The 25,355-nt window shown below is 61.1% G+C and carries 28 protein-coding genes; 10 read left to right on the top strand and 18 right to left on the bottom strand.

The genetic code is table 11. The annotated features are described in order from the left end of the window. Positions 1–83 precede the first annotated feature (83 nt). Positions 84–347 carry a DUF3811 domain-containing protein gene (locus L085_RS17380; protein WP_019455965.1) on the bottom strand — a complete coding sequence of 88 codons (264 nt, stop codon included), beginning with the start codon at positions 345–347 and terminating at the stop codon, positions 84–86. Between the two features lie 95 nt (positions 348–442). Continuing rightward, positions 443–1,108, bottom strand: a complete 666-nt coding sequence (locus tag L085_RS17375) for an HD domain-containing protein (RefSeq protein WP_044032080.1) — start codon at positions 1,106–1,108, stop codon at positions 443–445. A 231-nt stretch (positions 1,109–1,339) separates the two neighbouring features. Here L085_RS17375 and L085_RS17370 point away from each other — a divergent pair, with 231 nt between their 5' ends. After that, on the top strand, positions 1,340–1,732 hold the full coding sequence (locus tag L085_RS17370; RefSeq protein ID WP_004938379.1) for a nuclear transport factor 2 family protein: 393 nt from the start codon (positions 1,340–1,342) through the stop codon (positions 1,730–1,732). Here the strand turns inward: L085_RS17370 and L085_RS17365 are convergent. Further along, entirely contained in the window at positions 1,729–1,998 is a 270-nt protein-coding gene (locus tag L085_RS17365; RefSeq protein ID WP_004938382.1) for a hypothetical protein, read from the bottom strand. The genes L085_RS17370 and L085_RS17365 overlap by 4 nt on opposite strands. A gap of 276 nt (positions 1,999–2,274) precedes the next feature. Between L085_RS17365 and L085_RS17360 the strand changes: the two genes are divergently transcribed. After that, positions 2,275–2,655, top strand: coding sequence for a nuclear transport factor 2 family protein (locus tag L085_RS17360; RefSeq protein WP_015377744.1), 381 nt, complete (start codon positions 2,275–2,277; stop codon positions 2,653–2,655). Between the two features lie 7 nt (positions 2,656–2,662). Here L085_RS17360 and L085_RS17355 read toward each other — a convergent pair whose 3' ends face one another. Further along, positions 2,663–3,043 (bottom strand): RidA family protein, encoded by a 381-nt coding sequence (locus L085_RS17355; RefSeq protein WP_044032078.1) that lies wholly within the window; start codon positions 3,041–3,043, stop codon positions 2,663–2,665. Between the two features lie 181 nt (positions 3,044–3,224). Here L085_RS17355 and L085_RS17350 point away from each other — a divergent pair, with 181 nt between their 5' ends. Then, a complete protein-coding gene (locus tag L085_RS17350; protein WP_044031329.1) occupies positions 3,225–4,079 on the top strand; it encodes an aminoglycoside phosphotransferase family protein in 855 nt (284 codons plus the stop codon). Here the strand turns inward: L085_RS17350 and L085_RS17345 are convergent. Together L085_RS17345 and L085_RS17340 are read right to left on the bottom strand one after the other, a co-directional pair. Then, positions 4,044–4,547: a cupin domain-containing protein gene (locus L085_RS17345; protein ID WP_004938395.1), complete on the bottom strand. Its 504-nt coding sequence runs from the start codon at positions 4,545–4,547 to the stop codon at positions 4,044–4,046. The two genes, L085_RS17350 and L085_RS17345, sit on opposite strands and share 36 nt — an antisense overlap. A gap of 100 nt (positions 4,548–4,647) precedes the next feature. Further along, positions 4,648–5,835: a benzoate/H(+) symporter BenE family transporter gene (locus L085_RS17340; protein WP_044031328.1), complete on the bottom strand. Its 1,188-nt coding sequence runs from the start codon at positions 5,833–5,835 to the stop codon at positions 4,648–4,650. A gap of 115 nt (positions 5,836–5,950) precedes the next feature. On the opposite strand from L085_RS17340, the gene L085_RS17335 reads away from it, so the two are divergent. Next, positions 5,951–6,514: an XRE family transcriptional regulator gene (locus L085_RS17335; protein ID WP_015377747.1), complete on the top strand. Its 564-nt coding sequence runs from the start codon at positions 5,951–5,953 to the stop codon at positions 6,512–6,514. A 194-nt stretch (positions 6,515–6,708) separates the two neighbouring features. Further along, a complete protein-coding gene (locus L085_RS17330; RefSeq protein ID WP_044031327.1) occupies positions 6,709–8,802 on the top strand; it encodes a prolyl oligopeptidase family serine peptidase in 2,094 nt (697 codons plus the stop codon). Between the two features lie 73 nt (positions 8,803–8,875). Here L085_RS17330 and dtpA read toward each other — a convergent pair whose 3' ends face one another. The 5 genes from dtpA to rsxD all read right to left on the bottom strand — a co-directional run bounded on the left by dtpA (position 8,876) and on the right by rsxD (position 14,056). After that, positions 8,876–10,390 carry a dipeptide/tripeptide permease DtpA gene (dtpA, locus tag L085_RS17325; protein WP_016927896.1) on the bottom strand — a complete coding sequence of 505 codons (1,515 nt, stop codon included), beginning with the start codon at positions 10,388–10,390 and terminating at the stop codon, positions 8,876–8,878. 605 nt (positions 10,391–10,995) lie between these two features. Then, a complete protein-coding gene (gene nth, locus L085_RS17320) occupies positions 10,996–11,637 on the bottom strand; it encodes an endonuclease III (protein ID WP_004938407.1) in 642 nt (213 codons plus the stop codon). Further along, entirely contained in the window at positions 11,637–12,335 is a 699-nt protein-coding gene (locus tag L085_RS17315) for an electron transport complex subunit E (protein WP_044031326.1), read from the bottom strand. Before L085_RS17315 ends, nth begins: the two co-directional genes overlap by 1 nt. Next, complete coding sequence (gene rsxG / locus L085_RS17310; protein ID WP_044031325.1) at positions 12,332–12,961, bottom strand: electron transport complex subunit RsxG; 630 nt, start codon at positions 12,959–12,961, stop codon at positions 12,332–12,334. The genes L085_RS17315 and rsxG overlap by 4 nt, the downstream gene beginning before the upstream one ends. 9 nt (positions 12,962–12,970) lie before the next feature. Next, positions 12,971–14,056, bottom strand: coding sequence for an electron transport complex subunit RsxD (gene rsxD / locus L085_RS17305; RefSeq protein ID WP_044031324.1), 1,086 nt, complete (start codon positions 14,054–14,056; stop codon positions 12,971–12,973). A 364-nt stretch (positions 14,057–14,420) separates the two neighbouring features. Here rsxD and L085_RS17300 point away from each other — a divergent pair, with 364 nt between their 5' ends. Next, complete coding sequence (locus L085_RS17300) at positions 14,421–15,314, top strand: helix-turn-helix domain-containing protein (protein WP_004938420.1); 894 nt, start codon at positions 14,421–14,423, stop codon at positions 15,312–15,314. Positions 15,315–15,327: 13 nt separating this feature from the next. On the opposite strand, the gene rsxC is transcribed toward L085_RS17300, so the two are convergent. The 4 genes from rsxC to L085_RS17280 all read right to left on the bottom strand — a co-directional run bounded on the left by rsxC (position 15,328) and on the right by L085_RS17280 (position 19,385). Next, a complete protein-coding gene (gene rsxC / locus L085_RS17295) occupies positions 15,328–17,664 on the bottom strand; it encodes an electron transport complex subunit RsxC (protein ID WP_049870683.1) in 2,337 nt (778 codons plus the stop codon). Beyond that, positions 17,657–18,229 carry an electron transport complex subunit RsxB gene (gene rsxB, locus L085_RS17290; RefSeq protein WP_004938428.1) on the bottom strand — a complete coding sequence of 191 codons (573 nt, stop codon included), beginning with the start codon at positions 18,227–18,229 and terminating at the stop codon, positions 17,657–17,659. The genes rsxC and rsxB overlap by 8 nt, the downstream gene beginning before the upstream one ends. Further along, the gene (gene rsxA, locus L085_RS17285) at positions 18,229–18,810 is read right to left on the bottom strand and encodes an electron transport complex subunit RsxA (protein ID WP_004938443.1); all 582 of its coding nucleotides are present in this window, start codon (positions 18,808–18,810) and stop codon (positions 18,229–18,231) included. Before rsxA ends, rsxB begins: the two co-directional genes overlap by 1 nt. 134 nt (positions 18,811–18,944) lie before the next feature. Next, a complete protein-coding gene (locus L085_RS17280) occupies positions 18,945–19,385 on the bottom strand; it encodes a DUF2569 domain-containing protein (RefSeq protein ID WP_004938446.1) in 441 nt (146 codons plus the stop codon). A 224-nt stretch (positions 19,386–19,609) separates the two neighbouring features. On the opposite strand from L085_RS17280, the gene L085_RS17275 reads away from it, so the two are divergent. Then, complete coding sequence (locus tag L085_RS17275) at positions 19,610–20,650, top strand: oxidoreductase (RefSeq protein ID WP_044031323.1); 1,041 nt, start codon at positions 19,610–19,612, stop codon at positions 20,648–20,650. Between the two features lie 72 nt (positions 20,651–20,722). Continuing rightward, on the top strand, positions 20,723–21,727 hold the full coding sequence (locus L085_RS17270; protein WP_004938453.1) for a bile acid:sodium symporter family protein: 1,005 nt from the start codon (positions 20,723–20,725) through the stop codon (positions 21,725–21,727). A gap of 11 nt (positions 21,728–21,738) precedes the next feature. Here L085_RS17270 and L085_RS17265 read toward each other — a convergent pair whose 3' ends face one another. The 3 genes from L085_RS17265 to L085_RS17255 all read right to left on the bottom strand — a co-directional run bounded on the left by L085_RS17265 (position 21,739) and on the right by L085_RS17255 (position 24,283). Beyond that, positions 21,739–22,284: an AAA family ATPase gene (locus tag L085_RS17265; protein ID WP_044031322.1), complete on the bottom strand. Its 546-nt coding sequence runs from the start codon at positions 22,282–22,284 to the stop codon at positions 21,739–21,741. Between the two features lie 109 nt (positions 22,285–22,393). After that, positions 22,394–23,392, bottom strand: a complete 999-nt coding sequence (add, locus tag L085_RS17260) for an adenosine deaminase (protein ID WP_016927887.1) — start codon at positions 23,390–23,392, stop codon at positions 22,394–22,396. Between the two features lie 135 nt (positions 23,393–23,527). After that, positions 23,528–24,283 (bottom strand): DeoR/GlpR family DNA-binding transcription regulator, encoded by a 756-nt coding sequence (locus L085_RS17255; protein WP_021505440.1) that lies wholly within the window; start codon positions 24,281–24,283, stop codon positions 23,528–23,530. Between the two features lie 97 nt (positions 24,284–24,380). Between L085_RS17255 and L085_RS17250 the strand changes: the two genes are divergently transcribed. Together L085_RS17250 and L085_RS17245 are read left to right on the top strand one after the other, a co-directional pair. Beyond that, positions 24,381–24,977 (top strand): NUDIX domain-containing protein, encoded by a 597-nt coding sequence (locus L085_RS17250; protein ID WP_015377759.1) that lies wholly within the window; start codon positions 24,381–24,383, stop codon positions 24,975–24,977. Then, a complete protein-coding gene (locus L085_RS17245) occupies positions 24,974–25,342 on the top strand; it encodes a hypothetical protein (RefSeq protein ID WP_015377760.1) in 369 nt (122 codons plus the stop codon). The genes L085_RS17250 and L085_RS17245 overlap by 4 nt, the downstream gene beginning before the upstream one ends. The last annotated feature ends 13 nt before the right edge of the window (positions 25,343–25,355 follow it).

Below are 25,355 nucleotides of genomic sequence, written 5' to 3'. Positions count from 1 at the left end.
GATAACATTGTTATTCATGATTCGCCGGTGAGGATGAGTTTGGCTAATAAATAAAAATCCCCGCCGCGGCGGGGAGGGTTGGCTCAGCGCGGCGGGCGGGAGCCGATGGTGGCAGACCAACTGAAAGTGTCGCCACTTGGCCGGTAGCGGTTGGCTTTGCGTTCTGCACGCTCCGCCTTGGCGAGCTTCGCTCTGGCGGCCATGATGCGCGCCACCGCCTCATCCTTGACCTTGTGCTGTTCGGCGTTGGTCAGCGGCCTGCCATGGCTTTTACGCGCCTTGTCCAATTCGGTTTTCACTTCCCGCTGTTCGCTTTCCGTCATCTCTTTCAACGTCAACTTTTTCATCTGTGCCGCCCGTTCGGTGAAGTTGACTTACAGTTTAGCGGCGTTATATGACCGAAAATGTTATGGGCATAACGAAAATGCCCCGTAGGCCGGCATTACACCTCCTCCAGCAGATCGTCGACAAAGCGCCGCATGCGTTCGGTGCGCTGTTCGGCCATCTGCCGCCCGGCGGCGGTCTGGAAGCCGTCTTGCAGCTTGAACAGTTTGGTTTCGAAGTGGTCGAGGCAGAAACGCTTGTCGTCGTATTGACGATGTTCGGCCCGCGGATCGGCGGCGTCATACAGCGCGCTGCGCATACGGCCGCCGATATAGAAGCAGCGCGCCACGCCGATAAGGCCGATAGCGTCGAGGCGATCGGCATCCTGCAGGATCTTCGCCTCCAGCGTTTGCGGCGGGATGCCGGCGGAAAAACTGTGCGCTTCAATGGCGTGAGCCACCGCCGCGATGTCCGCCGGCGCCCATTCCAGCCGGGCCAGCGTCAGCGTGGCTTGCTCTGCCGCCATGCGCGAGGCCAGATGGCGCTGCGGCGAATTCTTTTCCACCGCGACGGCGTCGTGCAGCAGCACCGCCGCGCAGAGAATGCGCCGGTCGCCGCCTTCCAGCTTGCTGATCCGACGGCAGTTCTTCCAGATCCGGTGCAGGTGCGCGACGTCATGCGAACCGTCGTCCGACTCGAGGGTGAGCGGCAGCAACGTTTGTGCCAGCGCCTGGTAGGGGGAAAACGGTTGTAACAGCTCTTGCGTCAGCGAGGGTAAAGACACGTTCAGCTCCTGTTGGGGGAAATCGGTCAATCAGCATAGCCGTGCCGGATGCCGGGAGAATGACAGTAAAACGGCTATTGTTTACTAAAGTGCAACCCACTATTGTCATAACTGCGGTTTTTGCAGCGAAACAAGCAACCTAGAATAGCCGAATTCCGCCGTCTCCGCCTGGTGAGAGCCTGTGTCCGCGGGGATGGCCGGAATATCCTCATCAGCCATGGGAGAAGAGACATGCCAACCCCTCTTGAAATAGTGCGCGCAACCTATGAAGGCAGCTCCGAAGAAAACGGCCGCAATCTGCTGGCGGCGCTGGCCCCCGATGCCGAGTGGACCGAAGCCGCCGGTTTCCCTTACGCCGGTACCTATATCGGCCCGGAGAACATCATCAAGAACGTGCATCAGCGCCTGGGCAGCGAATGGCAAGGTTACCGCGCCGACGTCGATCACTTTTACGACGCCGGCGACAACGTGATCGCTCAGGGTTTTTATCACGGCACCTACCGGGCCACCGGCAAATCCTTCAGCGCCTCTTTTGCGCATATTTATACGCTGCGCGCCGGAAAAATCGTGAAGTTCGTGCAGATCGTCGACAGTGCTAAAGTGCTGGAGGCGATGCAGCCTTAATCGCCGCTGCGCTTGCCGAATTTGCGGTCAAACTCGCGCCGGTAACCCCGGGCCTTGTTGCGATCGCGGATCCACAAATAGCCGCACACCAGCGCAACCGCTCCCGAGAAGGTGACGTTGCGCATATCCCGGTCATACCAAAACACCAACAGCGCATCCAGCGCCGCAATCAGCGCGATCCATTTGTACATATGGGATTGGCGCCGCGTGGCGGCGTTGAGTCGTTTTAACTGTCTGGCTTCGTCCAACACCGGTTTTTGCTGCATAGCGTTTCGTTATCGTCAGGCTGTTCACGCTAAATTAGCAGAATTTCCCTCACCGTCGCAAAGATTAACGCGCGGCGTCATGCGGTTTTCACCGCCCCTGGCGCGGCGCAGAAAATTTATGCGTGGGCGCTTGAATTGTTCATTGGGTGTGATAGGTTATTTATTCGTTATTTTTGGGTTTTTATTCATAATTCGCCGTGTCATCAAGCTGTAGCACTGGGCGGTTAACGTGATGGGTTCGACGCATGCGGCGGTTAACTTCGGCAGGAGGATGTGATGAACGATAAAACGGCACGCCCGCAGGATGTGGTTCAACAACAGCTTGACGCCTATAACGCCCGCGACATCGAGGCCTTTATGGCCTGCTGGGCGGACGATGCCCAGTATTACGAGCATCCAGACACGCTGCTGGCCAGCGGCAAGGCGGCGATCCGTGAACGGCATCTGGTGCGTTTCCAGGAGCCGAGTCTGTATGGCGAACGGATAAAACGCATGGCGGTAGGCAATATGGTGGTCGATCAGGAAGTGGTGACGCGCAATTTCCCGCAGGGGCGCGGCAAAATGGATGTCATCGCCATCTATGAAGTGGAACAGGGGCGGATCGCCAAAGCCTGGTTCAAGATCGGCCCCTGCGTGCCGGATGAGGGCGCGCTCTAGCCGCGCATTACTGCAACGCCATCACCGCCTCTATTTCCACACACACCGCGGGTGAGAACAACGCGCTGACCGCCATCAGTGAACAGGCCGGCAGCGCGCCATCGAAATAGTCAAACAGCACCGGGCGCACGCCCGCCAGATCGGCGATGTCGGTCAGGAACACGCTGATTTTAATCAATGCCTTGAGGTTGACGCCTTCGCTGGCGGCAATGGTGGCCAGCTGTTCGAGGATCTCCTGCGTTTGATCCGGCGCGCTTAACCCCTGAGCGTCGGTGGCGAAGGCCGTCAATCCGGAAACGTATAAGCGATCGCCGTGGCGCACCGCATGCACATAGGGGCCGCCCGGCGTCGGCAACTGCGGATAATTCGTGCGTTTTAATGATGTCATGGTCAAACCCCGCGCAAGACCGGTTAATAAAATCGACAAACTTGGTTAGGATACTGAAGAAACGGCGGCCAGGCGCCGCGCACCGATGATATTTGAGAGTATCATCCCTCTTTATTTTATACGTCGTCTTCACCCGAATGTGACAGTGCGGCGCAGCTCGGCCACAAGGACGCATGAGACGATGAACCCGATTTTTACTCCCTACCTGCAACGCTGGCAACTGGAACAGGATGGCAAAGCCTTCGAAACCCACAGCAGTCTGCTGATGCCGGTGCGTTACCGGGGCGAGGCCGCCATGCTGAAGATCGCCCGCGAGCAGGAGGAGCGCTTCGGTGGCCGGCTCATGTGCTGGTGGCGCGGGGAAGGCGCCGCGCTGGTGCTGGCGTGGCACGACGACGGCATTCTGCTGGAGCGCGCGCAGGGCGAAGGTTCGTTGGCGCAGCTGGTGCGTGATGGCAACGATGAGCAGGCCACGCAGATCCTGTGCCGGGCGATCGCCGCCTTGCATGCGCCGCGAGAGGCACCGCTGCCCGAATTGATCCCGCTGCAGGAGTGGTTCAGCTCGCTGTGGCCGGCGGCGCAGGCGCACGGCGGCATGCTGCGCCTCAGCGCCACAACGGCGGCGGAATTGCTGAGCAGCCCGCGAGAAGAAAGCGTGCTGCACGGCGATATCCACCATGACAATGTGCTCGACTTCGGCGAACGCGGCTGGCTGGCGATCGACCCCAAGCGTTTGTACGGTGAACGGGGCTTCGATTACGCCAATATCTTTTGCAATCCCAACTACGGTATCGCTACCGATCCGGCCATTTTCCAGCGCCGCGTGGAACAGGTGTGCCGGTTGGCCGGGTTGGATCGCCGGCGCTTGCTGCAATGGATCCTGGCCTGGTCGGGGCTCTCCGCCGCCTGGTTCATGGAAGACGGGCAGGCGGCTGACATTGACTTTCGCGTGGCCGAACTGGCGGCGCGCGCGTTGGATATCCCGTTGCCGGACGGCGATTCAGGGTTCATCCTGCCAATAATCGAGCGAGGTTGAAGGGCGCTGCAGGTAGCGCACCTGCTCGCCGTCTGCGCTGCGCGCCATCGCCTGGTATTTGCCGGAATCCGGGTACATCACCAGCTCCGGCTGTTCGCGCGTGCTGACGGACAGGTACTTCAGCGGCGCATCGGAAGTGTTGATGATCTGGTGCGGGTATTCTGGGCCCGGCGGAATGAAAATGACATCCCCGCTGACGATCGGCAGCATTTCTCCGGCCACTCGCAGCGTACCGCTGCCCTCCAGAATGATGAACATTTCCTCCTGAGCGTAGTGAAAATGGTAGGGGCAGGAACGCATGCCCGGCGCCACACAATCGAAAGAGGCGCCCAGCTTGTCGGCGGCGGTGCCGGTGCCGAGACGGGCGCCGACGCTGTCATACAACGGCGGCCGCCGGTCATGTTTCATCTCTACCTGTTCGACATTGCGTATCAGGCGCTGAGCCAACAGCGCGGCTTTCTCAGTCATAAGCTTCCTTGGTGACGGCGTCACTTATTAGGTGAATTGACAGTCAGACGACAGAGAAAGTGAAGGCGCCACGGCGTCGCTTGTCAATGTAGACCGCCCGTTACGCCTCGGAGGTTCGCCGCGGCAGCGACAGCAGCAGATGAGCGATGGCGCCGCCGACAATGCCCCAGAATGCCGAACCGATGCCGAGCAGCGTGACGCCGGAGGCGGTGATGAGGAAGGCGATCAGCGCCGCGTCGCGCTGTTTTTCATCATGCAGCGCGCGTTGCAGGCTGCCGCCGATGGTGCCGAGCAACGCCAGCCCGGCGATGGTGTGGATCAGGGCGACCGGCAACGCACTGAACAGCAGGCCGATGGCGCCGCCGAACAATCCGGCCAGCAGGTAAAAGCCGCCGGCGGCCACCGCGCCCATATAGCGCCGCTGCGGGTCGGGATGCACGTCCGGCCCCATGCAAATGGCGGCGGTAATGGCGGCGATGCACACCGAGAAACCGCCGAATGGCGCCAGCAGCAGCGCGGTCAGCGCCGTCCAGGCGATCAGCGGTGAGGTGGGGACACGGTAACCCGCCGCCTGCAGCGTAGCGATCCCGGGGGCGTTCTGTGAAGCCATGGTCACCACGAAGAAGGGCACGCCGATGCCGAGCAGCGTCGGCCAGCTGAAATGCGGCGCGATAAATTCCGGCACGGCGAACGCCGGCGTCTGTTGCGTCAGCTGGATATCGCCCTGCAGCACGGCGATCGCCAGCCCAATCGCCAGCGTCAATACGATGGCGTAGCGCGGCAGGTAACGGCGGCTGAGCAAATAGGTCAGCCCCATACCGGCGCTGAGGAGGAAATTGAGCTGCAGCGAAGCGAAGGCGTCCAGCCCGAAACGCAGCAGGATCCCCGCCAGCATCGCGGCGGAAATCGCCTGCGGAATATAATCCATCAGGCGAGCGAACAGCCCGGTGACGCCGCACAGCAGGATCAGTCCCGATGCGAAGATAAACACCCCGATCGCGTCGTTGATCGGCGTGCCGGGCAGGCTGGTGACCAGCAGCGCCGCGCCGGGCGTTGACCAGGCGGTGAGGATCGGGGTGCGGTAGTAAAGCGACAGCCCGAGGGAAGTGACGCCCATTGCGATCCCAAGTGTGCTCAGCCAGCCGCCGATCTGCGCCGGCGTAGCGCCTGCGGCGGCGGCGGCCTGGAAAATGATGGCGGCAGAGCTGGTGTAACCGACCAGAACGGCGACGAAGCCGGCCATGACGGCGGGCAGGGTCAGATGACGCAGGGTGACGGCAGGGCGCATGAGCAGCTCCAATTGGTGGTTGTGCGTTATAACGCACGGCAAGAAATCAGCATAGCACCGTGCGCTATAGCGCACAAGCGGGTATAATCGGGCTCGACACGCAGAGGAGAACTGGATGCAGGAACTTGCCGGCCATTTGGCGCACACCCTTCGCACGCTGCGCGCACAGCGCGGCTGGAGCCTGACGCAGGCGGCGGAATACACCGGCGTCAGCAAGGCGATGCTCGGGCAGATTGAACGCGGCGAGTCCAGCCCGACGGTGGCGACACTGTGGAAGATCGCCACCGGTTTCAACGTGGCGTTTTCCGCCTTTCTTGAGGCCTCACCCGCGCAGCAGCAGGCGACGTTGCACCGCTATGGCGATCTGCCGGTGTACGATCAGGACAACGCCGACATGCGCGTGGTGCCGCTGTTTCCCTACGATCGCCAGCTGGGTTTCGATATGTTCGTCATCGATCTCGCGCCGGGTGCGCTCAGCGAATCGTCGCCGCATGAGCCGGGCGTGATCGAACATGTGATCGTGATCAGCGGCCGGTTGGAATTGGCGATAGACGGCGCGTGGCACAGCCTGGCGGCCGGCGAGGCGATGCGCTTTCAGGCCGATCGGCCGCATGCCTACCGCAACGCCGGTTCACAAACGGTGCGTATCCACGATCTGATCCACTATCCTCAATCCTGACTCAACGCGGCGGCCGTGGGCTTTGACTCCGCGCCGCCAAACGCCTACCTTGTTGAAAATGACTCTTATTTCACAGGCTGTCGCCCATGACGGGGCGGCGTTGCAGCCGACTCAAAAGGAGCTTGATTTTGCCGGTCACCAATCGACGTCAGTTCATTAAACTCAGTGCGCAAACCGCAGGAGCCGTATTCGCGATGACTTCATTACCCAACAGTATCCGCCTGGCGATGGCGGCGGAGGGCGGCGCGGCCGCCGGCGATGAATTCCTGTGGCTGGAAGAGCTGCAGGGTAAAAAAGCGCTGCAATGGGTGCAGCAGGAAAATCAGCGCACCGTGGCACGTTTCGGTCAGGGCGAAGACTTTCAGCGCATTGAGCGCGAAGTCCTGGATATCCTCAATAAAGACACCCAGATCCCGTGGGTGAGCAAACGCGGCAAGTACTATTACAACTTCTGGCAGGATCAGGCCAACCCGCGTGGCCTGCTGCGGCGCACCACGCTGGACGAGTACCGCAAGGCCAAACCGGCCTGGGAGACGGTGCTGGATATCGATGCGTTGGGCAAAGCCGAGGGCAAGGATTGGGTTTATCAGGGCTCGCAACCGCTGGCGCCGGAATACCGTTATTGCCTGATGCAGCTGTCGCCGGACGGCGGTGACGCCACCGAAATCCGCGAATTCGATCTGGTTGCCAAACGTTTCGTCAAAGACGGTTTCAACGTGCCGGTGGCGAAAAGCCGGGTTTCCTGGGTCGATCGGGACACGCTGTTCATCGCCACCGACTTCGGCCCCGGCTCGATGACCCAGTCCGGCTATGCGCGCATCGCCAAACGCTGGCGGCGCGGCACGCCGCTGAGCGCCGCCGAAACGCTGTACGAAGCGCAGCCCGAGGACATGGCGGTCTTCGCCTATCACGATCGCACGCCGGGCTTTGAGCGCGATTTCGTCGGCCGCAGCCTGGACTTCTATCGCCGTGACTATTTCTTGCTGGCTCAGGATGGTCGGCAGAAAAAAATCGACATCCCGGCCGACGCCGAGCTGGACACACATCGGGAATGGCTGCTGATCAAACCGAGCAGCGACTGGGAAGTGGGCGGCAAGCGTTATCCGTCCGGCGCGCTGCTGGCGGCCAACTTCGATGACTATCTGGCGGGCAAGCGCGAGCTGCAGCTGCTGTTTACCCCGACGGCGGAGCAGGCGCTGAGCGGCTACAGCGGCACCCGCGATCACCTGATCCTCAGCATCATGGATAACGTGGTCAACCGGCTGGAGGTGCTGACGCCGCAGGGCGACAGCTGGCAGCGTCGTCCGCTGGGCAACCCCGGCGCCATCAGCACCCTTTCCGCCGGCGGCATCGACGAAGAGAGCAACGCCTATTTCCTGACCGTCAGCGGGTTCCTGCAGCCGACCTCGCTGTATATGGGCAATCTCGACGGCGGTGAGGCGACGTTGTTGAAACAGGCGCCGCAGGACTTTGACGCCGCCGGCTATCAGGTCAGCCAGCATTTCGCGCGCTCCAAGGACGGCACCCGCGTGCCGTATTTCCAGATCGCCGCCAAAGATCTCAAGCTGGACGGCAGCACGCCGACGCTGCTGTATGGCTACGGCGGATTTGAAGTGCCGCTGTTGCCGGGCTATCTCGGCGGCAAGGCGCCGGCCTGGCTGGAGCGCGGCGGGGTGTACGTGGTGGCCAACATCCGCGGCGGCGGCGAATATGGCCCGGCCTGGCATCAGGCGGCGCTCAAGCAGAACCGCCATCGCGCCTATGAGGATTTCGCCGCCGTGGCCGAAGATCTCATCGCACGCAAGGTGACCTCGGCGCCGCATCTCGGCGCACGCGGCGGCAGCAACGGCGGCCTGCTGGTGGGCAATATGCTGACGCTGTATCCGCAGCTGTTCGGCTGCATCGTCTGCGAAGTGCCGCTGCTGGACATGCAGCGCTATACCCAGCTTTCCGCCGGCGCGTCGTGGATCGCCGAATACGGCGATCCGAGCAAGCCGGAGGAGTGGACCTACATCAAGACCTTCTCGCCATACCACAACATTCAGGCGCAGACGGCCTACCCGCCGGTGCTGTTCTATACCGCGACCAGCGACGATCGGGTCAACCCGGCTCACGCCCGCAAAATGGCGGCGCGCATGCAGGCGATGGGGTATCAGCAGGCCTATTTCTATGAAAATACCGAAGGCGGGCACAGCGCCGCCGCCGACAAGCAGCAGGCGGCGTTCCATAGCGCACTGGTAAGCGAATTCATGTGGGCCAACCTGAGCGGCAAACCCAAGTCAGCGTAAGCCTTTTTCTTGCGGCATAAAAAACACCGGGGCGTTAACCCCGGTGTTTTATTTACGCTCAATCCGCCGGCGGTCAGCGAGCCGCAGTGGCTTCCTGCGCTTGCTGATTGGCGTCTTCGGTGGTGTCCAGCGTCATGCGGTACAGCTTCGGCGCAGTCAGCATCATCAGGATAGCGATGACGGCGGTGACGATGCCGATCTGCATAAACACATGGCTGTAGATGGCCAGCGAAGCGTGCGCGTCGTTGATGTCGCTTGGCACGGCGGTCAGACCGGCAACCTTACCGGCGATCAGCGCGGCGGCGGCGGTAGTCAGGAACCAGGAGCCCATGATGAAGCCCATCAGACGCTGTGGCACCAGCTGTGCCACCATCGCCAGACCCAGGCCGGAAATCATCAGCTCGCCGATGCTCTGCAGAGCGTAGCTCAGGATCAGCCAGTTGACCGACACGATGCCCTGTTCGTTGGCGAAGCTGGCGCCCCATGGCAGCACCAGGAAGGCGCAGGAGCAGAGGATCATGCCGAAAGCGAACTTGTGCGGCATCGGCAGGCGATCGCCCATTTTGTTATACAGCGCGGCCAGAATCGGGCTGGCGAGCATGATCCAGAACGGGTTCAGCGCCTGATACTGCTCCGGCTCGAAGGCGACGCCGAAGATGCTGTGTTCCACGTTATGGATGGCGAAGAAGTTCAGCGAGGTTGGCATCTGGCTGTACAGCACGAAGAACACCACCGCTTCCAGCATCAGCAGGAAGGCGACGATCATCTTGCGGCGTGCGGCGCCGTGCAGGGCGAAGGTTTCCTTGGCGAACACCAGAACGATACCGGCGGAAACGAGGGCCAACGCCCAGCGCGCGATCACCTGGTTGTGCAGCAGCCAGCTGGACACGGCGATCAACGCCACGATGCCGACCAGCACCATCAGCAGCTTCGGCAGATGCAGCGGCTTGAAGTCAGGTCTGGAGCCGTTTTCCTTCACCCACTTGTGGCACATCATAAAGTTGACCAGGGTGATCAGCATGCCGACCACGCTCAGGGAGAACGCCACGCTCCAGCCGTATTTCGCCGCCAGCCACGGGGTGGCCAGCATGGAGAAGAAGGAACCGATGTTCACCGACATGTAGTACATGGTGAAAGCGCCGTCGATGCGCGGGTCATCTTTCTCATAGCAGGTGGACAGCAGGGAGGACGGGTTAGCCTTGAACAGGCCGCTGCCCACGGCGATGGTCGCCATGCCCATGTAAACCCAGAAGATGTCGTGGCCGGAGTAGGCCACCATGGCGTAACCGGCGGCCAGCACCAGTGCGCCGAGCACGATCACGCGTTTGGCGCCCAGCACCTTGTCGCCCAGCCAGCCGCCGATGGCGACGAAGCCGTATACCAGGGCGCTGAAAGAAGAGAACAGGGTGATGGAATCGGCTTCGCTCATGCCGAGCATCTTGACCAGATAAACCGCCATGATGCCCTGCAGGCCGTAATAGCCGAAACGCTCCCACAGTTCGATCGAGAAGATCAGGTAGAACGCTTTCGGTTGTTTGAACGCGTTAAGGCTAACGCTCTCCGGGTGTTGGTTGTTTGCTGTTGACACTGGTACCTCTGTTTTTTCGCAGCCCGTCTTTGGAGGACGGGAAAGTACAAAAGTTGATGCGGAACGGCATCCTTTTGCGTTGTTATAGGATGGGGACGGCGGTTAATGTTCACTATCTTTGTCAACGTGGCAAGCAGTTTGTCATATTCGGTTACATTTAACGCTCGCAGGATTATGCTGCGATGTTGCAAATGTTATGCAGTATTAACTTTCGAGTTTTAATGGTTTGCCGATTTTTTGTTTTGATTAAAAGCTATACGAATTTTAAACAGTGATATATTCTGCTGAATTGCTATTTTTTAGCGCATCAGTGTATGTGTGGTTGTTAATCCATTGGAATGTTGTGCATATGCGGCATTTTGTAAAATTATAGAAATTTAGGAAAACGGGGCTGGCATTTGTGAACGCCTTGTGATCCTGAAAGCGTGACGTTCACCGCAATTTTTGACTAATTTTTCGCTTGAAAATAACGCGGCACTGAGTTTTTCACTGAAAACCGTGATAACGCCGGGGTTACTGCTGCGCGATATCACATTTCCGATAAAAAAGAGGCGCTGGCGGGGGGAAGTGGCGGCGACGGGGGCGGTTTGCCGCACCCGTCAGATTCAGGATTCCGGATAAACCTTCTCTTTATACTCGCACAGGTCTTCGATGATGCAGGAGCCGCAGCGCGGTTTGCGCGCGATGCAGGTGTAGCGCCCGTGCAGGATCAGCCAGTGGTGGCAATCGACCTTGAATTCGGCGGGCACCACCTTCAACAGCTTCTCTTCCACCTGATCGACGTTCTTGCCCGGCGCGAAGTGGGTGCGGTTGCACACCCGGAAGATGTGGGTGTCCACGGCGATGGTCGCCCAGCCGAAGGCGGTATTGAGCACCACGTTGGCGGTCTTGCGGCCGACGCCCGGCAGCGCTTCCAGCGCGGCGCGATCTTCCGGCACTTCGCCGCCGTGCAGCTCCAGCAGCATACGGCAGGTTTTGATCACGTTTTCGGCCTTGCTGTTGAACAGGCCGATGGTCTTGATGTACTCCTTGACGCCATCAACCCCCAGCGCCAGCATGGCGGCGGGGGTGTTGGCGACCGGGTAAAGTCTGGCGGTCGCCTTGTTGACGCTCACGTCGGTGGCCTGCGCAGACAGCAGCACGGCAATCAGCAGTTCAAACGGCGTGGTGTACACCAGCTCGGTGGTCGGGTGCGGGTTGTTGTCGCGCAGCCGGGTCAGAATTTCCAGTCGCTTCTGCTTGTTCATCAGGCCTTCTCAGCACGTCCTTGTTCCAGCAGCGGTTCCGCCGCCACGGCGCGGACTTTGCGCGCCTTCATTTTTTCGTCGATCAGATATTTGACCGCCAGCAGCAGCCCCAGGCCGATAAAGGCGCCCGGCGGCAGCATCGCCAGCAGGAATGGGCTGTCGAAATGCACCACTTCGATGCGCAGCGACTTGGCCCAGCCGCCCAGCAGTTGGTCGGCGCCGTCGAACAGCGTACCGTTGCCCAGCAGTTCGCGCATCGAGCCCAGCGTCACCATGACGCCGGTGGCGCCAAGGCCGATGGCCATGCCGTCCAGCGCCGAGAGGCCGACCGGCTTCTTGGCGGCCACCGCTTCGGCGCGGCCGACCACGATGCAGTTGGTCACGATCAATGGAATAAAGATGCCGAGCGACTGATACAGGCCGAAGGCATAGGCGTTGATCAGCATCTGCACGATGCTCACCACCGCGGCGATGATCATCACGTAGATCGGAATACGCACTTCGCTCGGCACCCAGCGGCGCACCGCGGAGATGGAGGCGTTGGTCAGCGTCAGCACCAGCGTGGTGGCCAGCCCCAGGCCCAGCGCGTTGGTGACGGTGGAGGTCACCGCCAGCAACGGACACATGCCCAGTAACTGCACCAGGGCGGAGTTGTTTTTCCACAACCCCTGAACGATCAATTCTTTGGCTTCACTCATTCGGCGGCTCCACACGCAGGTAAGCTTTCAAGTTTAGGCGGCAGCGTTTCCATATACAACGCCGTGCGGCGCACCGCATTGACCACCGCCCGCGGGGTAATGGTGGCGCCGGTGAATTGGTCGAACATGCCGCCGTCTTTCTTCACCGCCCAGCGCTTATCGTCCGGGCCTTCGATTTTCTTGCCGCTGAAGAAGGAAATCCAGTCGGAAATGCGCAGTTCGATCTTGTCGCCCAGCCCCGGGGTTTCATGGTGTTCAATCACCCGGGTGCCGAGTACCGTGCCGTTGAAATCGGCGCCGACCAGCAGCTTGATGGCGCCGGAGTAACCGTCCGGCGCGGTGGTTTCCAGCGCCGCGGCGGTCGGTTGCCCGTTTTTGCGCGCCAGATATAAACGGTGTGGCGCGCCGTCGCCCAGCGCCGGATCGCTGACCAGGAAGCATTCGTTCTGCATGACGTTGTCGTAATTTTCCGGCGGCACCACCTGATCGAGCAGCGCTTTTTGCTGCAGCGCCGCCTGATGGGCGATGGTGGTTTTCGTCAGGGCGTAAACCACGGCGGTCAGGCCGGTGGTGACCGCCGCAAACACCGCCAGCGTGGTGCCGTGCTTTCTCATGGAATTCAGCATGGCGGCTCCTTAGCGATGGCCGTACACGCGCGGCTGCGTGTAGTGGTCGATTAACGGGACGGTGATGTTGGCGAGCAGCACGGCGAAGGCCACACCATCAGGGTAGCCGCCATAGACGCGGATCAGCCAGACCAGCACGCCGATCAGCGCGCCGTAGATTAAGCGGCCCTTCGGTGTGGTGGAGGCGCTGACCGGATCGGTGGCGATAAAGAACGTACCCAGCATGCTGGCGCCGGAGAACAGGTGGATCAGCGGTGAAGCCTGATGCGCCGGATCGATCCACCAGGCCAGACCGGAACAGAAGGCGATGGCGGCCAACATGCTGAAAGGGATTTGCCAATGGATCAGGCGGCGCGCCAGCATAAACAGGCCGCCGGCCAGGAAACCGAGGTTGACCCACTGCCAGCCGATACCGGCCAGCGCGCCGCCGAACAGCGGCTGCTGCAATACCTGTTCCACGCTGTGGCCGCTGCGCAGGCCGGTTTTGAAGCCGTCGAGCGGCGTGGCCTGGCTGATGCCGTCCACGCCCATCTGCAGTTCATGCAGCGTCGCGCCCTGTGCGGTATGGCCGCTGAAAATCGCCAGCAGCGTGTCGTGGAGCGACAGCGCGGTGGCGCGCAGTTCATCCGGCGGCAGCCAGCTGGTCATCTGCACCGGGAAGGAGATCAGCAGCACTACGTAACCGACCATCGCCGGGTTGAACGGGTTCTGCCCGAGGCCGCCATACAGCTGTTTGGCGATAACGATGGCGAAGAAGGTGCCGATGACGATCATCCACCACGGCGCCAGCGGCGGCAGGCTGATGCCGAGCAGCAGTGCGGTCAGCAGGGCGGAGTTATCCGCCAGCCGGCTGCGCACCTGCAGCTTGCGCAGCCTGAGGATCGCGCCTTCTGCAGCCAGCGCGACGATCGCCGCCAGCGCCACCTGAATCAGCACGCCGTAGCCGAAAAACCAAATCTGCGCCGCAATGCCGGGAATGCACGCCAACATGACCCACAGCATAATGCGGCTGGTGCTTTGCTGGTTGTGGGTGAAAGGCGAGCTGGCGATGTGTAAGCCTTTGGCGGCTGTGGGTGATACCGGCCTGAACTTCATAGATTAACGATACCTTCTGCGCCGCGCCTGCGGCAGTTTCGATGCGCCATACTGCGGGCGCGGCAAAAATGATAGCCGAGCATTCTACCTGATTCGATGCGAGGGTAATACGCCTTAATGATAGGGGTATTCGGCTTTCCGCACATCTGGCGATCGGGGTGGCGCGATTTGATTTTTTTTGGCCGGGAAATGGGCTAACGTGAGGAATTGTCAGTGGAACTTGTGCCGCCATCGACCGCGGGAAATGGGGTAAACGTCTGAATGAGATATCATTTCTCTCCAGATTTCCGCACAAAATAACAACTTTCACATAATCCGTGTAGGTTACTATCGCGAACATTATTGAGTCAGTGAACCCATAATAATGACAAATGAAGACATTTTTTTTATTGAAGAGCTAATTGAGTGGGTGGAGATACATCTGGAGAAACGGCCAAACCTGGATGAAGTCGCGCGTATTTCGGGCTATTCCAAGTGGCACCTGCAGCGTAAATTCAAGCGTATTACCGGCATTCAACTCGCCACCTATATCCGTTCGCGCATCCTGACGCGCGCCGCGGTGGCGTTGCGCATTACTCGTCGCTCCATCATCGACATCTCCGATGAGCTGGGTTTCGACTCTCAGCAGACCTTTACCCGCATGTTCAAGCAGCGCTTCGGCACCACCCCCAATCGCTACCGCTCGATGGAGCACTGGGACGTGAAAAACCTGATGCCGCGCTTTAACTTCGAAGCCAGCTACGGCGCCGGTTATTACCCGGAAGTGAAGCGGCTGACGCTGCCCGACATGCAGCTGGTCGGCTTCACGCGCCGGCTGGATTTCGCCTCCGAACAGGAGCTGGAGTACTCTTCCTGCATGGCGATGAAGGACGAGATTTTCAACGACTTCTTCAAGGGGCTGCACGTCGACTGTCGGCGGATTTACAGCATCTACTCCCCTCATGCCGGGGAGGGCGACGAGCTCTCATCCACGCTGGTGATGGCAGTTGATCCTGAACACAGAAAGGATATTCTTTCCAACCATCAGATAGACACCTTCCATTTGCCGAGCCGCGAGTTTATCTCTATCAACCATAAGGGGTCGGCGAAAGAGTGTTTGCAGTTTTTCGGCTATCTGATGTCGCATGTGATGCCGGGGTTGAAGGATAAAGTGCGCGGAAGTATGGAAATGGAGATCATTCAAACCAAAGAGTGGAATCCTGAATCCAAACTGCGTCAGATTGAAGTGGATTACACCTACCTGATTTCTATCGATTAAATGGCGCCTGGCGTCAGCCAGGCGCCGCTATCATTATTTGTCTTCCGTTTCCGTCGCCAGCGATTCTCTGGCGGCTTTTTTTGGCTTTGGCGCGGGCGATAGCCGCCGCGACCGCCGCCTTGCGCGGATCTTCTTCGGCTGCAGCCGGCGCCGTTTCCGTCGGTGCAGGGTCATCCGCCTGCTGCGCCGCTTTCTTGGCCTTGGCGCGGGCGATAGCCGCCGCGACCGCCGCTTTGCGCGGATCTTCTTCGGCTACAGCCGGCGCCGGTTCCACCGATGCAGGAGCATCCGCCTGCTGCGCCGCTTTCTTGGCTTTTACGCGCGCCAGTGCCGCCGCGACTGCCGCCTTGCGCGGATCTTCTTCGGCTGCAGCCGGCGCCGGTTCCATCGGTGCAGGGGCATCCGCTTGCTGCGCCGCTTTCTTGGCTTTTACGCGCGCCAGTGCCGCCGCGACCGCCGTTTTGCGCGGATCTTCTTCGGCGGCAGCCGGCGTCGTTTCCGCCGGCGCAGGGGCATCAGCCTGCTGCACTGCCTTTTTGGCCTTCACGCGCGCCAGGGCGGCCGCAACGGCCGCTTTACGCGGATCGTCCTCTGTTGCCGCCGGGGCGGAGCTGTCTGCTGCCGACGCCTCTTTGCGCGCTTTCACGCGGGCCAGCGCCGCGGCCACGGCGGCTTTACGCGCGTCGTCGCCGGCGGTCGCCGGTGGCGCTTCCGTTTCCACCTCGGCAGCCAGCTGGGCACGACGTTCGCGCGCCTGCGCTTTACGTGCTTCGCGGGCAGCGATCATCTCGCTGTTATCCGGCTGCTGGCCGTTGACCGGCGTTACCGCCGCTTCGGCATTCTTGCTGCGCACGCGCGCCAGCGCGGCCTGCACTGCGCCCTGATCGTCGTCGGTCAGTTTGACGGCGGCCTTTTTATGTCGCTCTTCACGCGCCAGTTTTTCACGCTCCAGACGCGCCAGCTTGGCCTCGTAACGCGCCTTGGCCTCGGCGGTGCGCGCCGCTTCCAGATCGATAGCCTTGATTTCGGCCTTTTCCTGCCGGTAGTACTGTACCAGCGGGATATTGCTGGGGCAGACGAACGCGCAGGCACCGCATTCGATGCAGTCGAACAGGTTATGGTTGCGCGCCTTGTCGTGCTCCTGCCCGCGGCTGAACCAATACAGCTGTTGTGGCAGCAGCCCGGCAGGGCAAGCGTCTACGCACAGGCCGCAGCGGATGCAGGACTGCTCCGGTTCCTGTGGCGTCATTTCATCCACCGTCGGTGCCAGAATGCAGTTGCTGATCTTGACGATCGGCACGTTCAGCGCGGGCAGGGTGAAGCCCATCAGCGGGCCGCCCATGACCACCATCTGCTGCGCCTGCGGGCGGAAACCGACGAAGTCGAGCAGGTGCTGCACCGGCGTGCCGATGCGAGCCCACAGATTGCCGGGGCGCTCGATCGCCTCGCCGGTCAGGGTCACTACGCGCTCAATCAGCGGTTCGCCGTCGACGATCGCTCGCTTGATGGCGAAGGCGGTGCCGACGTTTTGCATCAATACGCCGATAGCGGAGGAGTGCTTACCGTGCGGCACTTCCTTACCGGTCAAAATTTTGGTCAGCTGCTTGGCGCCGCCGGACGGGTATTTGGTCGGGATGACGCGCAGCGCAATGCCGGGCTGGCCGCGCAACGCCTGTTTCAGCGCCGCGATTGCCTCCGGTTTATTGTCTTCGATGCCGATCAACGTGAGCTTGGGTTGCAGAATGTGTTGCAGGATCTGCGTGCCTTCAATGATCTGATCGGCATGTTCCTGCATCAGACGGTCGTCGGCGGTAATGTAAGGCTCACACTCGGCGGCGTTGAGGATCAGCGTTTCCACGCCGTTCATGCCGCCTTGCAGTTTGCTGGCGGTCGGAAAACCTGCGCCGCCCAGACCGGCGATGCCGGCCTGATGAATACGCTGAATCAGCTCCGCGGCGGGCGATTGGCGGTAATCCGCCACCGGCTCGCGCTCGCACCAGCGGTCTTCGCCGTCTGCCTCGATAATCACGCACAGTTCCGACAGCCCGGAAGGGTGAGCGGTGATGTGCGGCGTGATGGCGCTAACGGTGCCCGAGGTCGGGGCGTGCACCGGTACGGTGCGCCCGCGGCCGACGGTCAGCGGCTGGCCTTTCAACACCCGATCGCCGGCGTTGACGCACAGCTCGCCTTCCGGCCCCAGATGCTGCTGCAGCGGAATGATAAAGGTCTTGGGCAGAGGGGCGACACGCAGCGGCGCGCCGCTCGACTGAGTCTTCATTTCCGGTGGATGGATCCCGCCGTCGAAATCCCAGATCCGGTCTTTTTTAAAGGCGGCGAACAGATTAAGCATGTTGCTCCACGTGGATCACTTGCACCGGGATCGTCTTCATGTCCCACTTCCAGTTGGCGGTGGTGGTGGCGACCGGTCTCATTTCAATACAATCGGTAGGGCAAGGGGCGACGCACAGATCGCAGCCGGTACAGAGGTCGGTAATGACGGTATGCATGGCGCGGGTGGCGCCGACGATGGCGTCAACCGGGCAAGCCTGAATGCACTTGGTGCAGCCGATGCAGTTGGCCTCGTCGATATAGGCCACTTTACGCTCCGGCTCGGCGGCGGCTTCGCTGCCCAGCGGCTGCGGCTCCACGTTGAGCAGCTCCGCCAGTTTCAGCATCACCTGTTCGCCGCCCGGCGCGCATTTATTGATCATCTCGCCGTTGGCCACCGCCTCGGCATAGGGGCGACAGCCGGGGTAGCCGCACTGGCCGCACTGGCTCTGCGGCAGGATTGCGTCGACCTGCTCGGCGACCGGATCCTCTTCCACCTCAAAACGGCGCGCGGCGTAGCCCAGCACCAGTCCGAACAGCAGCCCGAGCGCGCTCAAAGCCGCGATAGCTATCCACAACGCAGTCATTAGAATTTCACCAGCCCGGTAAAGCCCATAAAGGCCAGCGACATCAGCCCGGCGGTGATCAGCGCGATCGAGGAGCCGCGGAACGGCGCCGGCACGTCGGCCACCGCCAGACGTTCGCGAATGGCGGCGAACAGCACCATCACCAGCGAGAAACCGGCGGCGGCGCTAAAGCCGTAAACGGCGGACTGCAGGAAGTTGTAGCCGAGGTTGACGTTAAGCAGCGCCACGCCCAGCACCGCACAGTTGGTGGTGATCAGCGGCAGGAAGATGCCCAGCAGGCGGTAGAGCGCCGGGCTGGTTTTGCGCACGACCATCTCGGTGAACTGCACGACGACGGCGATCACCAGAATGAAGGAGAGCGTGCGCAGGTACACCAGATCCAGCGGAACCAGAATAAAGGTGTTGATCACCCAGGCGCTGACGGAGGCCAGCGTCATGACGAAGGTGGTGGCCATTCCCATGCCGATGGCGCTTTCCAGCTTCTTGGAAACGCCGAGGAACGGGCACAGGCCAAGAAACTTCACCAGAACGAAGTTGTTCACCAGTACGGTGCCGACAAACAGGAGCAGGTATTCGGTCATTGCGATGCCTAAAAAATAAAAGCCGCCTATTATCGGGAATCGGCGGCCGGACGACAACATATGAATCGCAGGGGTATTGCCTTTTTTGGCGAAAATTTACACAAAATACCCGATAAAACGTGCTGCAACCGCCTTTAACGTTCGGTAAAGGTGCCTTTGACCCGCTGCGAGCGCTTGATGTAAGGCACCAGCAGCGCCGCCATCAGCAGCGGCCAGCCGAGGCTGCGCACCGCCACTTCATCCGGCACCGGCGCGAAGGCGAAGGCTTTCACCGCCAGGATCACCGTGATCAGCAGCCATAACAAGAACAGTTTAGGGAAGCGCTGCGACCGCTGGCAGAACAGAAACACCAGCCACAGGGTAAAGCCCCACATCAAGAGCGTGGTCAGCACCGAAAAGTACCATTGCAGGGTAAACGCCTGGGCGTTGGTCAACAGATAGTCGCGCGACTCGGGCATGAAGATCGCCATGGCGTACAGGAGCAGCATCAGGCTGGCGCTGAGCAGGGTAACGATCAGATAGGCCAGCGGGGCCAGCAACCAACCGCCGATACGAGAGTATTCAGCTTGAGACATAAAACGGCTTCCTGATTGAATCGGGGATCACAGGCGGCATAGCTTAGCGGGTAATATAGGCTTCGTCATCTCTATCAAGCGGATAGCTCGGCATCGCGACGCCGGGCCGCACGTTTGGCTACTCCGGCCTCGCTTTGAATTAACATCTCATTTACTTCTTGTTCCATCCGGCCGCATGGTGTCAAATCGAAAGGGTCTGTCGTGAGCGTGCAAGAGGAAATCCCATGGCTGAAAAAATTCGTGTCGGGCTGGTCGGTTACGGCTACGCCGGTAAAACCTTTCATGCGCCGCTAATCGCCGGTACGCCGGGGCTGGAACTGGCCGCCGTTTCCAGCAGCGATGCCGGCAAAGTGCACGCCGACTGGCCATCGATGACGGTGGTGGGGGATGCGCAAGCGCTGTTCGCCGATCCGACCCTCGATCTGATCGTGATTCCCACCCCTAATGACACTCATTTCCCGCTGGCGCAACAGGCGCTGGCCGCCGGCAAGCACGTGGTGGTGGATAAACCCTTCACCGTGACGCTGTCACAAGCTCGGGCGCTGCAACAGCAGGCGCAGCAGAGCGGTTTACTGCTGTCGGTGTTCCACAACCGTCGCTGGGACAGCGATTTCCTTACCCTTAAGGCGCTGCTGAACGACGGTTCGTTGGGCGAGGTGGTGTATTTCGAGTCGCATTTCGATCGCTACCGGCCACAGGTGCGCCAGCGCTGGCGCGAACAGGGCGGCGCCGGCAGCGGCATCTGGTTCGATTTGGGGCCGCATCTGCTCGATCAGGCGCTGCAACTCTTCGGCAAACCCGACCGACTGTTTGTCGATCTGGGTGAGCTGCGGCCGGGGGCACAGGCGGTGGACTATTTTCACGCGCTGCTGAGCTATGGCGATCGCCGCGTGGTGCTGCACGCCAGCATGCTGGCGGCGGCGGAGAGCCCGCGCTACGTGGTGCACGGCACCCGCGGCAGCTATGTCAAATACGGCCTCGATCCGCAGGAGGACCGGCTGAAGGCCGGCGAGCGCTTGCCGCAGGCCGATTGGGGTTATGACATGCGCGATGGCGTGGTGACGCTGTCACGTGACGATCTGCTGGCGGAGCAACCGCTGCTCAACATTCCCGGCAATTATCCGGCTTATTACGCGGCGGTGCGCGACGCCATCGCCGGCATCGCTGAAAACCCGGTGCCGGCCGCCGACGCCATCGCGGTGATGGCATTGATTGAACTGGGGCTGGAATCGGCCCGGCTGCAGCAGGCGCTGCCGGTGGTTTGATACCGCCCATTTCTCTGTGCCCGGCGCAACGTCGGGCCTTTTTACGACTTTACGTGCAAGGAAATTCGTTTCATGTCCTGGTTGCAGCGTTTGCGCATTGATAAATTTTTGCTGGTTCTGATTTTGGTGGTGATCGTCGCCTCGCTGTTCCCCTGCGAAGGCATCTGGAAAACCTTCTTTGAACACCTGACCACCGCCGCCATCGCACTGCTGTTCTTTATGCACGGCGCCAAGCTGTCGCGCGAGGCGATCGTCGCCGGCATGAGCCACTGGAAGCTGCATCTGCTGGTGTTCCTCAGCACCTTTGCGCTGTTCCCGCTGCTCGGGCTGGCGATGAACCTGCTGGTGCCGGGCATCATGACGCCGACGGTCTATCTCGGCTTCCTCTATCTGTGCGCGCTGCCGGCCACGGTGCAGTCGGCCATCGCTTTTACCTCGGCGGCGGGCGGCAACGTGGCGGCGGCGATCTGCAGCGCCTCAGCGTCCAGCATTCTTGGCGTGTTCCTGTCGCCGCTGCTGGTGGGGGCGTTGATGCATACCCAGGGCGGCAATACCGACGTGCTGCACGCCATTGGCTCAATCATTCTGCAACTGATGGTGCCGTTCGTGATCGGCCATCTGGCGCGGCCGCTGATCGGCAAGTGGATCGACCGCCATCGCAAACTGATTAACCTGACCGACCGTTCGTCGATCCTGCTGGTGGTGTATACCGCGTTCAGTGCGGCGGTGGTGGAAGGGATTTGGCACCGTATCGACGGCTGGTCGCTGCTGACCATCCTGGTGATGTCGCTGGTGCTGCTGACGGTGGTGCTGGTGATCAACACCTACGCGGCGCGCTGGCTGGGCTTCAACACCGCCGATGAAATCACCATCGTCTTCTGCGGTTCGAAAAAGAGCCTGGCGAACGGCATCCCGATGGCCAACGTGCTGTTCCCGGCCGCGGCGGTGGGCGCCATGGTGCTGCCGCTGATGATTTTCCACCAGGTGCAACTGATGGTGTGCGCGGTGCTGGCGCAGCGCTATGCGCGTAAAACCGCCAAACAGCGGGCCGAGGCGGAGGCGCTGGCGGCCAAATAGGTAGCAGGCCGCTAGCGGCGGCCCAGCGCGTCGAGCAGAAAGTCGGCGCGCTCATCGGGTGAGGCGCGCGGCAGCTCTTGCAGCCGATAGCCATAACGGCGATAGATGGCCACCATCGCCCGATAGGTTTGCTCGGCTTCGGCGAAAGACTGTTTTCTCTCGCTGTCCTGCGCATAAATCGCTCGCCACGGCGGGGCGATGAACACCGTATCGGCATAGCGAAAGGCGTCGATCGCCGCCGTTAAGGGGGCGGGGATCGATAATCCGCACAGCGTCAGGTAACCGGCGATATCCGGCAGGCCGCGATCGAAGAACCAGCATGTTGCGCCCGTCGCTTCGCGCCATGAACGCAGTTCCCAATCGAGCATCCGCTCGGCGAAAGCCTGGCGATCGCCCCACGGCAGCGCATTGCCGCCAATACTCACCTGATCCTGAATAATCGCCCGGCCCGCCTCCTGCGAATGCGGGTAACCGCGGCGATGAAGAACGTCGATGAGCGTGCTTTTGCCCGAACCCGGGCCGCCGGTCAGCACGATACGGCGTAGTTTGTCAGACATACGGATCTCCTCTCTTGCAACAGAGTGATGGGGTGAAAACAGCGATAAAGACGAGCAGGCGGAAGAAGACGGGGGATGAGAAGAAGGCGCCGTTTGGCGCCTGGGGAGATTAGCCCTGAACTTTGGCGCGTAGCGCCTGTTTTTCCTGCTCGCTGAGGAAGGCCAGCTTCAGGCCGTTTTCCTGCGCGGTGCGGATTTCTTCCGGCGTCAGCCCGGCCTGCGGCGCGGCGACGCGGTATTCATGCTCGATCTCGATGCCCTGAACCGCCGGATCGTCGGTGTTGATCGACGCCAGCACGCCGTGGCGCAGGAAGGTGGCCAGCGGATGCTGCGCCAGCGACGGCACGGTGCTGGTTTGGATGTTGGAGGTCAGGCAGGACTCGATGCCGATGCCGTGTTCCGCCAGGAAGTCCATCAGCGCCGGATCTTCAACCGCTTTTACCCCGTGGCCGATACGTTCGGCGCCCAGCTCGCGGATCGCCTGCCAGATGCTTTCCGGGCCGGCGGCTTCGCCCGCGTGCACGGTGATGCGCAGGCCGGCGTCGCGCGCACGGTTGAAGTGACTGAGGAACAGGCTGCCGGGGAAGCCCAGCTCATCGCCCGCCAAATCCAGTGCGGTAATGCCGTCGCGGTGCGCCAGCAACCCTTCCAGCTCCTGCAAACAGGCGGCCTCGCCAAAGGTGCGGCTCATGATGCCGATCAGGCGAATGTCGATATCGCGATCGCGGCAGCCCGAGCGGATCCCGTCGATCACCGCTTCCACCACGCCGGCGACCGGCAGCTGATGCTTCATCGCCATGTAGTAAGGGGAAAAACGCAGCTCGGCGTAGTGCAGGCCGGCGTTGGCGGCGTCCTCGACGTTTTCGTAGGCCACCCGGCGGCAGGCGTCCAGATCGCCCAGCACCGCTACGCCCCAGTCCAGTTTCTGCAGGAAGCTGACCAGATCCGGTTCGGCGTGGGTGATCTGCACGTGCGGGCGCAGGCTCTCCAAATCGTTGGCCGGCAGGGCGAGATTGAACTGGCGACCGAGGTCGAGAATGGTCTGCGCGCGGATGTTGCCGTCGAGATGGCGGTGAATGTCGGTAAGCGGTAGGCGGGGATCGATCATGCTGGGCACTCGCTAATTATCGTAGGTAAAGTGCAGAACAGTATAAAAACAAATGAATGAAACTTGCCATCTCGTTGCATAAAAAAGTGACTTGCATCACAAATAATGCGAGGAGTATCGCATTATCGTCGTGAATCAGGCTTTCAACACGCTGACGCCCGCCTGCTGCAACGGTGCGATCAATGCGTCGTCGGTGGCGCGTTCAACGATGATGGTATGCGCCAGCGTAATGTCACCGATCGCATACTGCGAGGCGGCGTTAAGCTTGGCGGCGGAGGCCAGCACTACGGTTTCCGCCGCGCGGGCCGCCAGCGCGCGCTTGATGTAGGCCTCTTCCAGATCGCCGGTGCTCAGCCCCGCAGTGGGGTGCACGCCGGTCACGCCCATAAAATAGATATCGGCGCGAATATGCGACATCGCTTCCACCGCGGCGGCGCCGACGCTGACGATCGAATGCTTGTACAACCGGCCGCCGATCAGGATCACCTCCACCGTGGGATGATCGGCCAGGCCCACGGCGACGCTGGGGCTGTGGGTGACGATGGTGGCGTTCAGGCTGAGCGGCAGCTGCCTGACCAGCTCGGCGGAGGTGGTGCCGCCGTCGATGATCACCACCTGGCCGGGGGCGATCAGCGCCGCCGCCACTTTGGCGATCGCGCGTTTGGCGCCGGATTCCAACTGATTGCGTTCGGCGAAGCTGGCGATGGCGGATGAAACCGGCAGGGCGCCGCCGTGCACCCGCTGCAGCAACCCCTCGGCGTCCAGTTCGCGCAGGTCGCGCCGGACAGTGTCTTCCGACAGCCCGAACAGCTCGCTGAGCTGCTTGGCCAACACCTGGCCGTCCTGAGCCAGTTTCTCCAGGATGATTTTCTTGCGCTGGCTGGTCAACATGGCCATTTTTCCCTCAAATTTGTTTTGCACGAAATATCTTGATCATACACGAAACTGCACGATAGTATCAATTTCCTTCCTCTGGCGGAGTAAACCGATGATAGCCACCAAAGACAGGGTTCGCATTGTCGAAACCCGGGTGTTGTCCGATGACTGGTACCTGCTGAAAAAAACCACCTTTGATTTTCTGCGGCGCGACGGCGTCTGGCAGCGGCAAAGCCGTGAGACTTACGATCGCGGTGACGGCGCGGTGATTTTGCTGTTCAACCGGCAGGCGCAGACGGTGATCCTGACGCGCCAGTTCCGCTTTCCGGTGTTCGTCAACGGTCATGACGGCATGCTGATTGAGGCCGCCGCCGGGCTGCTGGACAACGCGTCGCCGGAGGCGCGCATCAGAGCCGAAGCGGAAGAGGAAACCGGCTATTTCGTGCAGAACGTGGAGAAAGTGTTCGAGGCGTACATGAGCCCAGGTTCGGTCACCGAGAAGCTGCACTTTTTCGTCGGTGAATATCAGGCGGGCGATCGCGTCAACGAGGGCGGCGGGGTGGCGGCGGAGGGCGAGGATCTGGAGGTGATCGAGCTGCCGCTGGCGCAGGCCCTGCAGGCGATTCGTCAGGGCGCGATCGTTGACGCCAAGACCATCATGCTGCTGCAGTTTGTCGCCTTGAACCGGACGTTGGAGGAAGAACGATGAAAGCACAACAAATCCTGATCGCCGGCCCCTATCGCAGCGGCACCGATGGCGATCCGCAGCGTATCGCCGCCAATCTGGCGCGCCTGGAACAGGCGGCGCTGGCGGTTTACCTGCGGGGACACGTGCCGGTGATCGGCGAATGGCTGGCGCTGCCTTTGGCGGCGGCGGCAGGCTCCACTCAGGTTGGCGATGCGGTGAGCGAGGCGTTTCTTTACCCGGTGGCCCATCGGCTGATTGCGCAGTGTCAGGCGGTGTATCGCATCGAAGGGGCATCTGCGGGAGCCGATAACGACGTGCGGTTGGCTAACGAATGGGGATTGACGGTCTATCGTCATCTGGAGGAAATTCCGTCTGTTCAGGCGTAACCGAGGGGCGGGC

The sequence above is a fragment of the Serratia sp. FS14 genome, from assembly GCF_000695995.1.
Taxonomy (GTDB): domain Bacteria; phylum Pseudomonadota; class Gammaproteobacteria; order Enterobacterales; family Enterobacteriaceae; genus Serratia; species Serratia nematodiphila.
Note: the sequence above shows the minus strand (reverse complement) of the source record. Positions and strands in the feature narration are given on the sequence as shown.

Excerpts from the sequence above, each read along its gene's own strand:
- L085_RS17255 (WP_021505440.1), bottom strand. The coding sequence starts at position 24,283 with ATGTTGACCAGCCAGCGCAAGAAAATCATCCTGGAGAAACTGGCTCAG.
- L085_RS17330 (WP_044031327.1), top strand. The coding sequence starts at position 6,709 with ATGACTTCATTACCCAACAGTATCCGCCTGGCGATGGCGGCGGAGGGC.
- L085_RS17355 (WP_044032078.1), bottom strand. The coding sequence starts at position 3,043 with ATGACATCATTAAAACGCACGAATTATCCGCAGTTGCCGACGCCGGGC.
- L085_RS17340 (WP_044031328.1), bottom strand. The coding sequence starts at position 5,835 with ATGCGCCCTGCCGTCACCCTGCGTCATCTGACCCTGCCCGCCGTCATG.
- L085_RS17300 (WP_004938420.1), top strand. The coding sequence starts at position 14,421 with ATGACAAATGAAGACATTTTTTTTATTGAAGAGCTAATTGAGTGGGTG.
- rsxD (WP_044031324.1), bottom strand. The coding sequence starts at position 14,056 with ATGAAGTTCAGGCCGGTATCACCCACAGCCGCCAAAGGCTTACACATC.
- L085_RS17380 (WP_019455965.1), bottom strand. The coding sequence starts at position 347 with ATGAAAAAGTTGACGTTGAAAGAGATGACGGAAAGCGAACAGCGGGAA.
- rsxG (WP_044031325.1), bottom strand. The coding sequence starts at position 12,961 with ATGCTGAATTCCATGAGAAAGCACGGCACCACGCTGGCGGTGTTTGCG.
- L085_RS17250 (WP_015377759.1), top strand. The coding sequence starts at position 24,381 with ATGATAGCCACCAAAGACAGGGTTCGCATTGTCGAAACCCGGGTGTTG.
- L085_RS17350 (WP_044031329.1), top strand. The coding sequence starts at position 3,225 with ATGAACCCGATTTTTACTCCCTACCTGCAACGCTGGCAACTGGAACAG.
- L085_RS17370 (WP_004938379.1), top strand. The coding sequence starts at position 1,340 with ATGCCAACCCCTCTTGAAATAGTGCGCGCAACCTATGAAGGCAGCTCC.
- L085_RS17275 (WP_044031323.1), top strand. The coding sequence starts at position 19,610 with ATGGCTGAAAAAATTCGTGTCGGGCTGGTCGGTTACGGCTACGCCGGT.
- nth (WP_004938407.1), bottom strand. The coding sequence starts at position 11,637 with ATGAACAAGCAGAAGCGACTGGAAATTCTGACCCGGCTGCGCGACAAC.
- rsxA (WP_004938443.1), bottom strand. The coding sequence starts at position 18,810 with ATGACCGAATACCTGCTCCTGTTTGTCGGCACCGTACTGGTGAACAAC.
- L085_RS17315 (WP_044031326.1), bottom strand. The coding sequence starts at position 12,335 with ATGAGTGAAGCCAAAGAATTGATCGTTCAGGGGTTGTGGAAAAACAAC.
- rsxB (WP_004938428.1), bottom strand. The coding sequence starts at position 18,229 with ATGACTGCGTTGTGGATAGCTATCGCGGCTTTGAGCGCGCTCGGGCTG.
- L085_RS17245 (WP_015377760.1), top strand. The coding sequence starts at position 24,974 with ATGAAAGCACAACAAATCCTGATCGCCGGCCCCTATCGCAGCGGCACC.
- L085_RS17265 (WP_044031322.1), bottom strand. The coding sequence starts at position 22,284 with ATGTCTGACAAACTACGCCGTATCGTGCTGACCGGCGGCCCGGGTTCG.
- L085_RS17360 (WP_015377744.1), top strand. The coding sequence starts at position 2,275 with ATGAACGATAAAACGGCACGCCCGCAGGATGTGGTTCAACAACAGCTT.
- L085_RS17345 (WP_004938395.1), bottom strand. The coding sequence starts at position 4,547 with ATGACTGAGAAAGCCGCGCTGTTGGCTCAGCGCCTGATACGCAATGTC.
- L085_RS17335 (WP_015377747.1), top strand. The coding sequence starts at position 5,951 with ATGCAGGAACTTGCCGGCCATTTGGCGCACACCCTTCGCACGCTGCGC.
- add (WP_016927887.1), bottom strand. The coding sequence starts at position 23,392 with ATGATCGATCCCCGCCTACCGCTTACCGACATTCACCGCCATCTCGAC.
- rsxC (WP_049870683.1), bottom strand. The coding sequence starts at position 17,664 with ATGCTTAATCTGTTCGCCGCCTTTAAAAAAGACCGGATCTGGGATTTC.
- L085_RS17270 (WP_004938453.1), top strand. The coding sequence starts at position 20,723 with ATGTCCTGGTTGCAGCGTTTGCGCATTGATAAATTTTTGCTGGTTCTG.
- L085_RS17280 (WP_004938446.1), bottom strand. The coding sequence starts at position 19,385 with ATGTCTCAAGCTGAATACTCTCGTATCGGCGGTTGGTTGCTGGCCCCG.
- L085_RS17365 (WP_004938382.1), bottom strand. The coding sequence starts at position 1,998 with ATGCAGCAAAAACCGGTGTTGGACGAAGCCAGACAGTTAAAACGACTC.